At 67.7% G+C, this 13,803-nt stretch carries 9 protein-coding genes; 8 read left to right on the forward strand and 1 reads right to left on the reverse strand.

What is annotated here, in order from left to right; all coding sequences use genetic code 11:
• Positions 1-7: 7 nt before the first annotated feature.
• The 5 genes from HCU64_RS13080 (at position 8) to HCU64_RS13100 (ending at position 8,402) form a co-directional block, all read left to right on the forward strand.
• Complete coding sequence (locus HCU64_RS13080) at positions 8-1,798, forward strand: NirA family protein (protein WP_233384401.1); 1,791 nt, start codon at positions 8-10, stop codon at positions 1,796-1,798.
• Complete coding sequence (locus HCU64_RS13085; protein ID WP_233384403.1) at positions 1,795-3,399, forward strand: sulfite reductase subunit alpha; 1,605 nt, start codon at positions 1,795-1,797, stop codon at positions 3,397-3,399. Before HCU64_RS13080 ends, HCU64_RS13085 begins: the two co-directional genes overlap by 4 nt.
• A gap of 127 nt (positions 3,400-3,526) precedes the next feature.
• On the forward strand, positions 3,527-6,214 hold the full coding sequence (locus HCU64_RS13090; protein ID WP_233384404.1) for a nitrate reductase: 2,688 nt from the start codon (positions 3,527-3,529) through the stop codon (positions 6,212-6,214).
• A 45-nt stretch (positions 6,215-6,259) separates the two neighbouring features.
• Positions 6,260-7,714, forward strand: a complete 1,455-nt coding sequence (gene cysG, locus HCU64_RS13095; RefSeq protein WP_233384405.1) for a siroheme synthase CysG — start codon at positions 6,260-6,262, stop codon at positions 7,712-7,714.
• A gap of 97 nt (positions 7,715-7,811) precedes the next feature.
• Positions 7,812-8,402, forward strand: a complete 591-nt coding sequence (locus tag HCU64_RS13100) for an SCO family protein (protein WP_233384406.1) — start codon at positions 7,812-7,814, stop codon at positions 8,400-8,402.
• Here the strand turns inward: HCU64_RS13100 and HCU64_RS13105 are convergent.
• Complete coding sequence (locus HCU64_RS13105; protein WP_233384407.1) at positions 8,347-10,287, reverse strand: glycosyltransferase family 2 protein; 1,941 nt, start codon at positions 10,285-10,287, stop codon at positions 8,347-8,349. The two genes, HCU64_RS13100 and HCU64_RS13105, sit on opposite strands and share 56 nt — an antisense overlap.
• 107 nt (positions 10,288-10,394) lie before the next feature.
• Here HCU64_RS13105 and HCU64_RS13110 point away from each other — a divergent pair, with 107 nt between their 5' ends.
• The 3 genes from HCU64_RS13110 (at position 10,395) to HCU64_RS13120 (ending at position 13,720) form a co-directional block, all read left to right on the forward strand.
• Positions 10,395-11,276, forward strand: coding sequence for a transporter substrate-binding domain-containing protein (locus HCU64_RS13110; protein ID WP_233384740.1), 882 nt, complete (start codon positions 10,395-10,397; stop codon positions 11,274-11,276).
• A 47-nt stretch (positions 11,277-11,323) separates the two neighbouring features.
• A complete protein-coding gene (locus HCU64_RS13115; RefSeq protein ID WP_233384408.1) occupies positions 11,324-12,994 on the forward strand; it encodes a lysine--tRNA ligase in 1,671 nt (556 codons plus the stop codon).
• 501 nt (positions 12,995-13,495) lie between these two features.
• On the forward strand, positions 13,496-13,720 hold the full coding sequence (locus tag HCU64_RS13120; RefSeq protein ID WP_233384409.1) for a DUF6894 family protein: 225 nt from the start codon (positions 13,496-13,498) through the stop codon (positions 13,718-13,720).
• The last annotated feature ends 83 nt before the right edge of the window (positions 13,721-13,803 follow it).

A 13,803-nucleotide genomic window follows, 5' to 3' on the forward strand; every position in this document is an offset into this window, starting at 1 on the left:
CATGACCATGGCCGGAGACTTCAACGCCGAGCAGAAGCGCTATCTCGAAGGCTTTGCCTCCGGGATCGCCGCCGCCCGCCTCACCGGCGGCATCGCCAGCGGGGCAGCGGGCGCCGCCGCTCCCTCGGAGCCGACCGGGCCCGACGCGGTCCACATCAGGGCGCAGGACAAGACCGTCAAGGACGGCGGCAAGCTCTGCGACCAGGAGAAGTGGAAGCGCGCCGAGAACCCGTTCGAGGGCCATAACCGCCTGATCCGCGAGGCCGCCGCCGGCACCCAACCGAAGCCCGAGGATAATTTTCGCTGGCGCTACCACGGCCTGTTCTGGCTCGCGCCGAACAAGACCCATTACATGTGCCGGATGCGCATCCCGAACGGGATCATGCATCACTGGCAGTTCGCCGGTGTGGCCGATCTCGCCGATGCGCATGGCGGCGGCTACACACACGTCACGACGCGGGCCAACCTCCAGGTCCGCGAGATCACGCCGGAGCACGGCCAGCCCTTCCTCGACGGCCTGACCGATCTCGGTCTCACCGCCCGCGGCTCGGGTGCCGACAACATCCGCAACGTCACCGGCTCGCCCACCGCCGGCATCGACGCGCAGGAGCTTCTCGACACCCGCCCGCTGGCGCGCTCCTGGCACAACTGGATCGTCAACGACCGCTCGCTCTACGGCCTGCCACGCAAGTTCAACGTCGCCTTCGACGGCGGCGGCGTGATGCCGGTGCTGGAAGAGACCAACGACATCGGCTTCCAGGCGATCGAAGTGCTCGAAGGCGCCTCCGTCGCGCCGGGCGTGTGGATGCGCCTCGTGCTCGGCGGCATTTCCGGCCACAAGGACCTCGCCCGCGATACCGGCATCGTCCTGAAGCCCGAGGCGTGCAACCAGGTCGCCGACGCGATCATCCGGGTCTTCATCGAGAACGGCGACCGCACTAACCGGGCCAAGGCCCGGATGAAATACGTCCTCGATGCCTGGGGCTTCGACAAGTACCTCGCCGCCGTCGAGGAGAAGCTCGGCCGGAAGCTGGATCGGGTCGCACCCGAGCACGTCGCGCCGCGAAAAGCCACCGACCGGTTCAGCCATGTCGGCGTGCACAAGCAGGTTCAGGACGGCCTGAACTGGGTCGGCGTCGTGCTGCCCGTCGGCAAGATGACCACCGACCAGATGCGCGAGCTGGCCAAGATCTCGTCCGACTGCGGTGACGGCCAGATCCGGCTCACCGTCTGGCAGAACTTCATCTTCTCCGGCGTGCCCGACGCCAAGGTGGCCGAGGTCGAGAGCCGCGTCGCGGCGCTCGGGCTGACGATCAAGGCTGCCGGCATCCGCTCCGGGCTCGTCGCCTGCACCGGCAGCAACGGCTGCAAGTTCGGCGCCGCCGAAACCAAGGGCAACGCCATCATCATCGCGGACCATGTCGAGCGCACGGTGATCGATCTCGACGTGCCGGTGAACGTGCACCTCACCGGCTGCCACCATTCCTGCGCGCAGCATTACATCGGCGATATCGGGCTGATCGGCGCCCGCGTCCCGGTCGGCGAGGACGGCGACACGGTCGACGGCTACGACATCGTGGTCGGCGGCGGCTTCGCCGAGAACCCGAAGATCGGCACCGAGATCTGGAAGGCCGTGAAGGCCGAGGATGCGCCTTTCCGCGTCGAGGCCCTGCTCAAGACCTACCTCGCGCTCCGCGAGAGCAAGGAGGAGAGCTTCCAGTCCTTCACCGCGCGCAAGGGCCCTGAAGCCCTGCGCGACGCCGCCGAAGAACAGCCTGTCCTCAAGGCCGCAGCATGACCCAGCACGTCTCGCCCCCGCTCGTCCTGATCCCCGAGAGTGCGCCGTTCGATCCGGACCAACGCGCATGGCTGTCGGGCTATTTCGCCGCCCTGCTCGGCCCCGCCGTCGAGGGCGCCACTGCGCTCGCGCCGGGGGAAGGGCCGTCGACCGGCCCGCGGCTCGCCGACAACGACGACGCGCCCTGGCACGACCCGTCCATGGCGATCGGCGACCGCATGGAGATGGCGAAGGAGCGTCCGGAGCCGCAGAAGCTCATGGCGGCCATGGCCCAGCAAGATTGCGGGCAATGCGGCTACAATTGTGCCGATTACGCCAACGCGATCTTCCTCAAGAAGGAAGAGCGACTGAACCTCTGCCAGCCGGGCGGCAAGGAAACGCTCCGGATGCTGAAGAAGCTCGACGAGGAGTTCGGCGCCTCGGGCGGTGCCACCCCCGCCACGTCGGAGGAGGGCGGCGCGCCGAAGGCGGAGGTGCCGCTCGGCCCTCTCGGCCTCTGCCGCGAGAACCCGGTCTTCGCGACGTTTCTCTCCCGCACTCGCCTCAACGCGCCGGGCGGAGAGAAGGAGACCTGGCATATCGAGATCGACCTGAAGGACACCCCGATCGACTACGTCGTCGGCGATTCCCTCGGGCTGTTTCCGGCCAACGCCCCGGCTTTGGTCGACGCGGTGATCGCGGAACTCGGCACGCGGCCCGAGCGGATCATCGGGGGTCGCACGCTGCGCGACGCGCTGCTCACCGACTACTCTCTCGGTGCGGCGCCTGACGGGCTCTACCAGCTGCTCTCGCTCCTCACCTCGGGCGAGGCCCGCAAGAAGGCTCAGGCGCTGGCCGCCGGCGAGGACCCGGATGGCGACGCCGCCTATCTCGACGTGCTCGGTGCGCTCCACAAGTTTCCCGGCGCCCGGCCGGATGCCGAGGTCTTCGTTGAGTCGCTCGACGAGCTGCAGCCCCGCCTCTACTCGATCTCGTCCTCGCCGAAGATGGATGTCGGCAAGGTCTCGCTGACGGTGGATGCGGTCCGCTACAATCACCGCTCGCGTCTTCGTTTGGGTGTTGCGTCCACTCATCTCGGCGAACGGCTGCCCGAGCAGACGAAAGTCAAAATCTACCTCCAGAAGGCGCACGGCTTCGCGTTGCCGGAGGATCTCTCGAAGGACGTGATCATGTGCGGGCCGGGCACCGGCATCGCCCCGTTCCGCGCCTTCCTGCGCGAGCGCGCCGCCACGCAGGCGCCGGGCCGCAACTGGCTGTTCTACGGCCACCAGAAGCAGGCCTCGGACTTCTTCTACAAGGACGAGCTGACCAAGCTGCGCGACGACAAGATCCTGAGCCGCCTCTCCCTCGCCTGGTCCCGCGACGGCAAGGAGAAGACCTACGTCCAGGACCGCATGCGCGAGAACGGCGCCGACCTCTGGAAGTGGCTGGAAGGCGGCGCGCATTTCTACGTCTGCGGCGATGCCAAGCGCATGGCCAAGGACGTCGAGCGCGCGATCATCGACGTCGCCGCCCAGTACGGCGGCAAGAACCCGGACGAGGCCGTGGCCTATCTCGCGAACCTGAAGAAGACCGGGCGGTATCAGGCGGACGTGTACTGAGCGTCACGCGAACCTTCCCCCCTCTGCGGGGGAGGGCGCCTGCGGAGCAGGCGTGAGAGGGTATCGCATCGGCACCGGCCCGACTTTTGCTGCTCGACATCACAAAGAACCCGCCGAGGATCACGCCATGACCGTGCACGTGTCCGACGCCACGCCCGCCGTCGTGAAGACAACCTGCCCCTATTGCGGGGTCGGCTGCGGCGTGCTGGCGAGCCCGGACGGGCAGGGGGGTGCCGGCATCGCGGGTGACACCGATCATCCCGCCAATTTCGGCCGGCTCTGCTCGAAAGGCTCGGCGCTCGGCGAAACCCTGGCGCTCGACGACCGGCTGCTCCACCCGGTGGTCGACGGGGCTCGCGCCTCGTGGGAGGGCGCGCTGGGCACGGTTGCGGGTGGATTGCGCCGGATCGCCGAGCAGCACGGCCCGGATTCGATCGCCTTCTACCTGTCCGGCCAGCTCCTCACCGAGGATTATTACGTCGCCAACAAGCTCGCGAAGGGCTTTTTGGGCACGCCGCATGTCGACACCAATTCCCGGCTCTGCATGTCGAGCGCGGTGGCCGCACACCGGCGCGCCTTCGGCTCGGACACGGTCCCGGGCTGCTACGAGGATCTCGACGAGGCCGATCTCCTCGTCCTGGTCGGCTCGAATACGGCGTGGTGCCACCCGATCCTGTTCCGGCGCATGGCCGATGCGAAGGCCAAGCGCGGCGCCCGGATCGTCACCATCGACCCGCGCCGCACCCAGACCGGCGAGGAGGCCGACCTGCATCTCGGCCTGCGGCCGGGCACCGACACCGCGCTGTTCTCGGGGCTTCTCGTGCATCTCGCCACGCAGGGCGCCGTGGACCGCCGCTACGTCGCAGACCACACCGCGGGTTTCGACGCCGCGCTGGAGCGCGCCCAAATCATCGCGCCGAGCATCGCCGCCACCGCCGCCGCCACCGGGCTCGCCGAGGCGGATGTCCTGACCTTCTTCGAAATGTTCACGCGCACCCGGCGGGTGGTGACCTGCTTCAGCCAGGGCGTGAACCAGTCGGCGCAGGGCACCGACAAGGGCAACGCCATCATCAACTGCCACCTCGCCACGGGCAGGATCGGACAGCCCGGCATGGGACCGTTCTCGCTGACGGGACAGCCCAACGCCATGGGCGGGCGCGAGGTCGGAGGGCTCGCCAACATGCTGGCCGCCCACATGCATTTCGCTCCCGAGGAGGTCGATCGCGTCCGCCGCTTCTGGGATGCGCCCAACATCATCACCGGCGAGGGCATGAAGGCGGTGGCCCTGTTCGAGGCCATCGCGCGGGGCAAGATCAAGGCGCTCTGGGTGATGGGCACCAATCCGCTGGTCTCGATGCCGCGCGCCGACGCGATCCGCGACGCGATCGCAGGACTCGACCTCTACGTCGTCTCCGAGGTGCTCGCGACCAGCGACACGGCGCGGGCCACGGCCAAGAAGACCGTGCTGCTGCCGGCTTTGGCCTGGGGCGAGAAGGACGGCACGGTCACGAATTCCGAGCGGCGGATCTCGCGCCAGCGCAGCTTCCTCAAGGCACCCGGCGAGGCACGGGCCGACTGGGCGATCATGGGCGACGTCGCCAAGCGCCTCGGCTTCGGCGCCTCCTTCGCCTACACCTCCGCCGCTCAGATCTTTCGCGAGCACGCCGCGCTCTCGGCCTTCGAGAACGAGGGCAGCCGAGACTTCGATCTCGGTGGCCTCGCCGAGCTGAGCGATCGCGCCTACGACGCCGCGCCGCCCGTGCAATGGCCGCTGCCGAAGCGCGCCGCCGACCCTCGCAAGGGCCAGGCGCGGCTCTTCGCGGATGGACGCTTCTACACCTTCGACCAGCGCGCCCGCTTCGTCGCCGTGCAGCCGCCGGCCCTGGCGCTCCACCCGACCGCCAAGCGGCCGCTGATCCTCAATACCGGCCGCGTGCGCGACCACTGGCACACCATGACGCGGACCGGAAAGAGCCAGCGCCTCTCGGCCCATCGCGCCGCGCCCTTCCTGGAAATCCATCCGGACGACGCGGCGCGCTACCGGCTGAGCGACGGCGGCTTCGCCCGCGTGACGACGGATCACGCCACCGCGATCCTAGAAGTCGCGGTCACCGACGGCGCACTCCCGGGCAGCATCTTCGCGCCGATGCACTGGAGCGACATGACGGCCTCACACGGCCGCGTCGTGGCGCTGGTGCGCGGCATGCCGGACCCGGTCTCGGGCCAGCCCGAGCTGAAGGCGACGCCGGCCGCCGTCGAGCCCGTCGCCTATCGCTCGCGCGGCTACCTGCTCACGCGCTCGGCCACTCCGGCACCTGCGGGCTGGTGGTGGGCGCGCGCCACGGTCCAGGGCGGCTCGGGCCTGATCTTCGCGACCCAGGACGGCTCGCGGGAGGTGGCATTGGCCCTGCGCGGATTGTTTCCGGGCCACGAGATTGCCGAGTATTCCGACCACGCTCGCGGGCTCTACCGGCTCGCCGCCTATCGCGAAGGAAGGCTGATAGCCTGCCTCGCCGTCGAGACCGGCGAGCGGCGGCCGGACTGGGAAATCGCCAAGCAGGTCTTCGCCGCACCCGAAATCGAGGCCACGGACCGGCGCAGCCTGCTCTCGGGCCGGGCTCAGACGGCTTCGGCCGGCCCGGTGATCTGCGCCTGCCACGGCGTCGGGCTCGACGTCATTACCGCCGCCATCGCGGCCGGAGCCGGGTCGGTCGAAAAGGTCGGCGCGGCCTGCAAGGCGGGCACGAATTGCGGCTCGTGCATCCCAGAGATCCGCAAGCTGCTGCCCGCGGCGCTTGCGCGCGACGCTGCGTGAGGTCACGTTCCGGGTGAGCACGATGTCGAGACCCAACTTTCGTCGATGAGCACGCCCCGCCAACCCCGTGAAACCCGCGCCGGCCTCGAGCCGCTGGCGGTGTTGCCCGTCTTCGTACCGCTCCAAGGCAAGCGCGCCGTGCTTGCCGGCTCTAACGGCGGCGCTCCCTGGAAGGTGAGGCTGCTCGCCGCAGCCGGCGCCATCGTCGACGTCTACGCCGCAGAGCCGAGCGAGGAGCTTCTGGCCGTGCCGGGCGATATCGCCGCCGGCTCCGTGACCCTCCATCGGCGCAATTGGACCCCCGCCGACCTGTCAGGTGCCGCCTTCGCCGTCGGCGCGATGGAGGACGAGGACGACTGTATCGCCTTCGTCGCGGCGGCCCGCGCAGCCGGCGCCATCGTCAATGCCGTCGACCGGCCGCATCTCTGCGACGTGAAGTTCGGCGCCATCGTCAACCGCTCGCCGCTGGTGGTGGGCATCTCCACGGAGGGTGCGGCCCCCGTCTTCGGGCAGACGGTACGCGCCCGCATCGAAGCGATGCTGCCGCGCGGCTTCGCGCGCTGGGTTGCAGCCGCACGCGACTGGCGCGACGGCGTCTCCGAGCGCTTCCATGGCTTCGCTGAGCGGCGTGGCTTCTGGGAGCGCTTCACGGATCGCGCCTTCGCCGAGCCCGACCGCGTGCCCACCAAGAGCGACCTCTCCGAGCTTCTCGGCGAGACCGAGGCCACGCCGAAGGGCGGGGCGGTCACCCTCGTCGGGGCGGGGCCGGGCGATGCCGAGCTCCTGACCCTCAAGGCCCTGCGCGCTCTGCGCAACGCCGACGTCATCCTCTACGACGACCTCGTCGCCCGCGAAATCCTCGACTACGCCCGGCGCGAAGCCCGCACCATGCTCGTCGGAAAGACCGGGCACGGCCCCTCCTGCCGCCAGGACGATATCAACGCGCTGATGGTCTCGCTGGCAAAGTCCGGCAAGCAGGTGGTGCGGCTGAAATCCGGCGATCCGCTGGTCTTCGGCCGAGCCGGCGAAGAGCTCGAAGCCTGCCGTCTTGCCGGCGTGCCCTGCTCAGTGGTTCCGGGTGTCACCGCCGCGCAGGGTGCAGCGGCCTCGCTCGGCGTCTCGCTGACCCACCGCGACGCCGCCCGCCGCCTGCAATACGTCACCGGCCACGATCGCCGCGGCGCGCTGCCCGAGGACCTGAACTGGGGAGCGCTCGCCGATCCCAGCGTCACCACCGTTGTCTACATGCCGAAGCGCACGCTCGGCACGTTGTTGGAGCGCGCCATTGCGGAGGGCCTTGCCCCGGCGACACCCGCACTTGTGGTCTTCAACGCCACCCGGCCCGACCAGGCCACGGTCACCGGCACCGCCGCCGACCTTGCGGAACGGATCGAGGCCGCCGGCCTCGAAGGCCCCGCGATCCTCATGGTCGGCGAGGCATTGGGACGCCGCGAGGTCGGAGCGATCGTCGACACGATGCAAGATCGGCTAGCGGTCTGAGCAGCGAGGCGTGACGGCGACAGGCCGCAGGGCCGAGCCCTTGGCCTCCCGGGTTCCGCGCGGGTAGAGGTGCGCTTCCGGCGTCGGACCCCCACCCATGCAGCCTAAGTCTCGTATCCTCGTGCCGCTCCTCGCCTTCGCAGCAGGCATCGTGCTTCTGTCGGCGGCGGCCGTGATCTATCTCGTGCCGCAGAGCCGCCCCGCTGCGACAAGTGCCGTCGGCGGCCCCTTCACCCTGGTGAACCAGGACGGCAAGACCGTAACCGAGCGCGATTTCGCCGGTGCCACGCATCTGATGTTCTTCGGCTTCACCCACTGCCCGGACGTCTGCCCGACCACGCTGCAGCAGATCACCGACGTGCTCGCCGCCCTCGGCCCCAAGGGTGACAAGCTGAAGGTCGCCTTCGTCACAGTCGACCCTGAGCGCGACAATCCGGCTGCGCTGAAAGAGTACCTGTCGAGCTTCGATCCGCGCATCACCGGCCTGACCGGGACGCCCGAGCAGGTCAGGGCAGCGCTCAGGGCCTATCGCGGCTACGCCAAAAAGGTCGAGGGCAAAGACGGCGACTACGTAATGGAGCACACGGCGCTGGTCTACGTCATGGACGCGCACAACAATTTCGTCAGTGCCCTCAACCTGCAGCGACCGCCGCAGGAGACGGCCGCGGAACTGACGAAGCGGATCTGACGCCCGCGCCTTTTCGGGTCAGCCGAGCGCCGCTGCGCGAGGTGCGCGCCAGACCATGCTCGGTTTTGTTCCAGCGATGCGGATGGCGGGCGAGCTCGAACACCGCGAGCCACGCCGCGGCGCTGACCAAGCCGAAGTAGAGCGGCAAGAGGAGTGCCCATGGCATCAGCCCGAACCAGCGGCGGCGCATACAGGCAAGCAGCGCCGGGAGCAGCATTGCCACGATACCGCCTATGAACACGACGTGCGTCCCAAGGCTCGTGACTTCCGCCAATATGTCTGGCGCCGCGTCGGGCCCAGAGATCAGTCGATAGACCGTCCAGAGCGAGAGAAACGGGTAGACCAAGGCAGATAAGACGGTCCCCGGTAGGAGCGTGACCGCGAACAGGCTTCCAAGCGGTCCCAGCCGCCCGGCAGTCTCTGCAGGATTCCGAAGATGGGTGAAGGTCGTCTGCAGAAATCCCTTCATCCAGCGCGTCCGCTGGCGTAGCCAAGGCTTCACCAGCCGAAGGCCCTCCTCCTTCGTGTCGCTCGGCAGGTCACCGACATGATAGCCAGCGAGCGCCAAACGCATCCCGAGATCTGCATCCTCGGTGACATTCCAGGCGTCCCAACCGCGCAATTCACGCAGTACGCGCGTGCGGAAATGTGTCGTCGTCCCGCCCAACGGCGTCGGCATCCGCCACGCAGCGAGGGCTGGTCCAAGCACGTCAAACAGGGCCGAGTATTCGAGGGCGAAGAGCCGCGTCAGCCAGCCATCCTCGTAGTTGTCGACGACGAGACGCCCCTGCAGGCAAGCCGTCGTCTTGGGGGCTCGGGCGAACAGCGTCGCGGCGAGCCTGAGTTGCTGTCGCTCGATCACGTCCTCCGCATCGTAGACGACGAGATAACGGCCGCGGGCCAGCGGCAGCGCGACGTTGAGCGCCCGCGGTTTCGTTCTGGGCAGGCCAGGCGGAGCCGTCACGATCTCGAACCAGGGCGGCAAGGCGATCGCCCGCAGCGCTTCCGCCGTTTCCGCGTCGTCGGCTTCGAGCAGGAGTTTGATGTCGAGCTTGGCCGCCGGATAATCGAGACGCTTCAAGGATCCGACCAGTTGCTCCACGACGCTGGCCTCGCGGTAGAGCGCGACGAGGACGGTATAAGTCGGCAATGCCGCGTCGTTCAGGAGACGAATCTCGGGAGAAGGCTCCGGGCTGGAAGGTACTCCAGCGGCACAGAAGCGGACCATCAGCAGCGCAATGGTCGCTAGTTGGGTCAATGCGAGCAGCCCCATGCTGAATCCGTTCGGCAAGCTGGTGAAAAGAAGGCCCAATCCGACCACGGCCCCAACGACGATGAGGTCTCTCGCCGTCAGGCCTGGCCGGCATGACCATTCTGGATGGTGCTGCCTCAGGTCATCTGCCGCTTCGGCCGCGATCTCATCGGCCCGCTGCGCGAATACGGCATTGCGCAATCGCGTGGGCGTGGTGATGGCCGGCTGGACGCTCCGCTGGTTCCAAGTGTCGATGAGGCGCGCGACGGCACGTCCGCGCGGCGCCACAGCGACGAGGGGCCAAAACTCCCGAGCCAACGGAGTGGCGTCAACGTCCAGCACCTCAGAATGGCGCACCTTGTCGTAGAGCCGCACGTCTTCGACGAATGTCGTGTCGAGGGTGAGCGCGAGGGCGCGGTAGTATCGCTCCTCGTCGATCACGCCGGTGTTGAGCAGCGTCGTAAGGACATCAGCGCGGCCCAGACGTGCCGCTTCCGCGGCGTTGGCGAGAGCCCGGTAAGATATGCCATGCGCGAGCAGAAATCCGATCTCGCGCGGAAGCACCACCTCTTCCGGGCGCGCCCCAGTGTCGAGAGAGCCCCGTGCCACGATGGACCTGTCGAGGACCGCCATGAGGGACGCTCCCGAGGGGCTCGACGGTATGGTAGGGAGGCAGGGTGAGCCCGATCTCGTCCTCCCTTCCGCAAAGCCATCGCAGCCGCACGGTCCAGGCAAGCGCCCTGCGCGCTCTGGTTGTGTACGGTTTGTTAACCGTCGCCCTATTGCTGACCAGTGCGGCAGAATCGACACAGGCGCAGGCTCCCGCCGTACCCGAGACAAAGCCAACGAGCCCGTCCGTCGCGATCCCGAACTTCTGGAATCCCCGCGCACGCGGTGAGCGTGTCGAGGCACCGCAACTCGGGCGCCCGGTCCGCTTCCTGACCGACGATGAATTTCCGCCGCTGCATTTCGCGGGGCCCGACGGCAACCCGACCGGCTTCTCGGTGGAACTGGCGCGCGCCGTCTGCGAGCGGCTGGTGATCCAGTGCACGGTGCAGGCGCGCCGCTTCGACACCTTGCTCGACGCTCTGGCTGACAAGCAAGGCGACGTCGTCGCGGCCGCGATCCCGCTGACGCCAGGCCTGCGTGCCCGCTTCCTGGCGACGCGCCCGTATTTTCGCTGGCCGGCGCGCTTCGTCGCGCGCGGCGACAGGGGGTTGGCGCCCCCCTCGGCCCAGGCGCTGTCGGGCAAGACGGTGGGTGTCATCGAAGGAAGTGCGCACGCTGCCTACCTGAAGACGTTCTTCTCCGGCGCAGTGCCGAAGCCTTTCCCCGATCTCGCGTCGGCCGAGGCCGCCTTGAGGCGGGGCGAGATCGACTACGTCTTCGCCGACGGCCTCAACCTCGCACTCTGGATCGGCGGCCAGGATTCCGAGCGCTGCTGCAGCTTCGTTGGCGGCGATTACCTGGAGAACCGCTATTTCGGCGAGGGCATCGGCCTGATCACCCGCACGGAGGACGCCGCCCTGAACCGCGCCCTCGACGATGCGCTCCAGCGCGTCTGGGATGATGGCAAATATGCGGAGCTCTACCTGCGTTTCTTTCCGGTGAGCCCGTTCTGAGTCATCGCGTTGACCGGCCCGGACCCGGTCCATAGTAAGTCACGACCATGACCGCCCCGCTCGCACTCGATCCCGACATCGTGGACGCTGCCGCCACGGCAGCCGCTTGGCCCTTCGAGGAGGCGCGCAAGCTCCTCGCGCGGCTCGAGCGGAAGCCGAAGGCGGAAGTGCTGTTCGAGACCGGCTACGGCCCCTCGGGCCTGCCGCATATCGGCACATTCGGCGAGGTCGCGCGCACATCGATGGTGCGTCACGCTTTCCGCGTGCTCACCAATGACAGCGTACCGACGCGGCTCATCGCCTTCTCCGACGACATGGATGGCCTGCGGAAGGTGCCGACTAACGTCCCCAACCAGGACAGGCTCACGGCCGCGCTGAACCTGCCTTTGACCAAGGTGCCCGACCCGTTCGGCACCCACGAGAGCTTCGGCCATCACAACAACGCCGAGTTGCGCCGCTTCCTCGACGCATTCGGCTTCGACTACGAATTCCGTTCCGCGACAGAGTGTTACAAGGCCGGCATCTTCGACGACGCGCTCCGGCTCGTGCTCGACCGCTACGAGGCGGTGATGGCGATCATGCTGCCCTCGCTGCGCGCCGAGCGCTCGGCCTCCTACTCGCCGTTCCTGCCGATTCACCCGGTGACGGGACATGTCATGCAGGTGCCGATCGACGAGGTGAAGCCGGCCACCGGCACCATCGTCTGGCGCGATCCGGCCACCGGCGAGGCCTACGAGACCCCGGTCACGGGCGGCCATGCCAAGCTGCAATGGAAGCCCGACTGGGCGATGCGCTGGGTGGCGCTCGGCATCGATTACGAGATGGCCGGCAAGGACCTCATCGACTCCGTGAAGCTCTCGGGCCAGATCGCCCGCGCACTCGGCGCCGAGCCACCGGAGGGCTTCAACTACGAGCTCTTCCTCGACGAGCACGGCCAGAAGATCTCGAAGTCCAAGGGCAACGGCCTGACCATCGACGAGTGGCTGACCTACGGCACGCCGGATTCGCTGGCGCTCTACATGTACAACAAGCCGCGCGAGGCCAAGCGCTTGTTTTTCGACGTGATTCCGCGCCACGTCGACGAGTACGACAACTTTTTGGGCCGCTACCCGCGGCAGGATGCGAAGCTGCGTCTCGGCAACCCGGTCTGGCACCTGCATGCCGGCAACCCGCCCGCCCCCGAGGCCATCGACGCCTCCGGCACGGTGCTGAGCTTCGCCATGCTCCTGAACCTCGTCTCGGTGGCCAATGCCGAGACCCCCGACGTGCTCTGGGGCTTCATCCGCCGCTATGCACCCGATGTCGGGCCGCAGACGCATCCGCGGCTGGCCGCGCTCGTGACCCGCGCGCTCGCCTATTACCGCGATTTCGTGCGCCCCCAGAAGCAGTACCGCGCGGCCACCGAGGAGGAGAGGGCGGCGCTTGCCGACCTCGCCGAGACCCTTGCCGAGCACGAGGGCTCGACCGATCCGGAAGGCTTGCAGGCCGTGGTCTACGAGGTGGGCCGCCGCCACTTCCCGGACCTCTCGGGCAAGGCCAAGAGCCCCGATGGGCGGCCGGGCGTGTCCAAGACCTGGTTCGCCTCGATCTACAACGTGCTGCTCGGGGAAGCGCAGGGGCCGCGCTTCGGCTCGTTCATCGCGCTGTATGGGGTGGCCGAGACGCGGGCGCTGATCGGGAAGGCGCTGGAGGGTGCGTTCGTCGGAGCCGACGCTTAACGGGGGCGTCGGACGTCATCTCGTTTCAGGCCGTACGGAAGGCCGGACGAGCGGGACGGATGTCCCGCCTGTCCCAAGCCGTCCCACGGCCGGGATTGCCCCCTCTGAGAACAGCATCGGCCGGAACCGTCGTGGAACGCATTGACAGCGCGCCGCTGATTATGCCAATATTCCTATATCGGCAGAGTGGTGGTTCTCACAAGCCGGGCTTGATGGGGGGACTTGAACCCCAACCGGGCATATGCCGCCACGTTTCGAGTAGTCTTCGCAGACTGTCCGAAATCTACTTTGGGTAGAATTCGGTAAATTGCCAGTAGGCTTACCCACCACCATAAGCACCCATAATGGGCGGCATCAGTGGTTTTGATTGGTTGGAGCCTTTCAGCTGCGGCAAACTGCTGACGGACGAAAGTCAGCTAGCGCTCAGCCAATTTTTGCCCAATTGGTTCGCAACTAAACCATCTGCAGCAACGGCGCTGCGCAGGGACGGTGCTGGTCCAAATGCCTCGATACTTTTTCGACGTTCACGATGGCGTTGACGTTCGCGACGATGCCGGCCGTGAGTTGGAGGGTCCCGAAGCGGCGCGGCAGGAAGCCGTCCGGCTTGCGGCGGAGTACGCGAAAGATGTCGAGAACCTATCAGCAGGCGGCCTCCTAGTCGTCACCGTCCGAGACGGGTCCGGCACCACCGTGACCACGGTCCGGCTGATCTGCCAGATCGACTGACGCGGCAGTTTCCTTCGCCAGCTCAATGGAGAGCATGTCGAGCAAGACACGAAGCCGGAAGCCGCCGTTATTTCCTAATAATT

This window comes from Methylobacterium sp. C25 (genome assembly GCF_021352225.1).
Classification (GTDB): Bacteria; Pseudomonadota; Alphaproteobacteria; order Rhizobiales; family Beijerinckiaceae; genus Methylobacterium.

Excerpts from the sequence above, each read along its gene's own strand:
- HCU64_RS13080 (WP_233384401.1), top strand. The coding sequence starts at position 8 with ATGGCCGGAGACTTCAACGCCGAGCAGAAGCGCTATCTCGAAGGCTTT.
- HCU64_RS13085 (WP_233384403.1), top strand. The coding sequence starts at position 1,795 with ATGACCCAGCACGTCTCGCCCCCGCTCGTCCTGATCCCCGAGAGTGCG.
- HCU64_RS13090 (WP_233384404.1), top strand. The coding sequence starts at position 3,527 with ATGACCGTGCACGTGTCCGACGCCACGCCCGCCGTCGTGAAGACAACC.
- cysG (WP_233384405.1), top strand. The coding sequence starts at position 6,260 with ATGAGCACGCCCCGCCAACCCCGTGAAACCCGCGCCGGCCTCGAGCCG.
- HCU64_RS13100 (WP_233384406.1), top strand. The coding sequence starts at position 7,812 with ATGCAGCCTAAGTCTCGTATCCTCGTGCCGCTCCTCGCCTTCGCAGCA.
- HCU64_RS13105 (WP_233384407.1), bottom strand. The coding sequence starts at position 10,287 with ATGGCGGTCCTCGACAGGTCCATCGTGGCACGGGGCTCTCTCGACACT.
- HCU64_RS13115 (WP_233384408.1), top strand. The coding sequence starts at position 11,324 with ATGACCGCCCCGCTCGCACTCGATCCCGACATCGTGGACGCTGCCGCC.
- HCU64_RS13120 (WP_233384409.1), top strand. The coding sequence starts at position 13,496 with ATGCCTCGATACTTTTTCGACGTTCACGATGGCGTTGACGTTCGCGAC.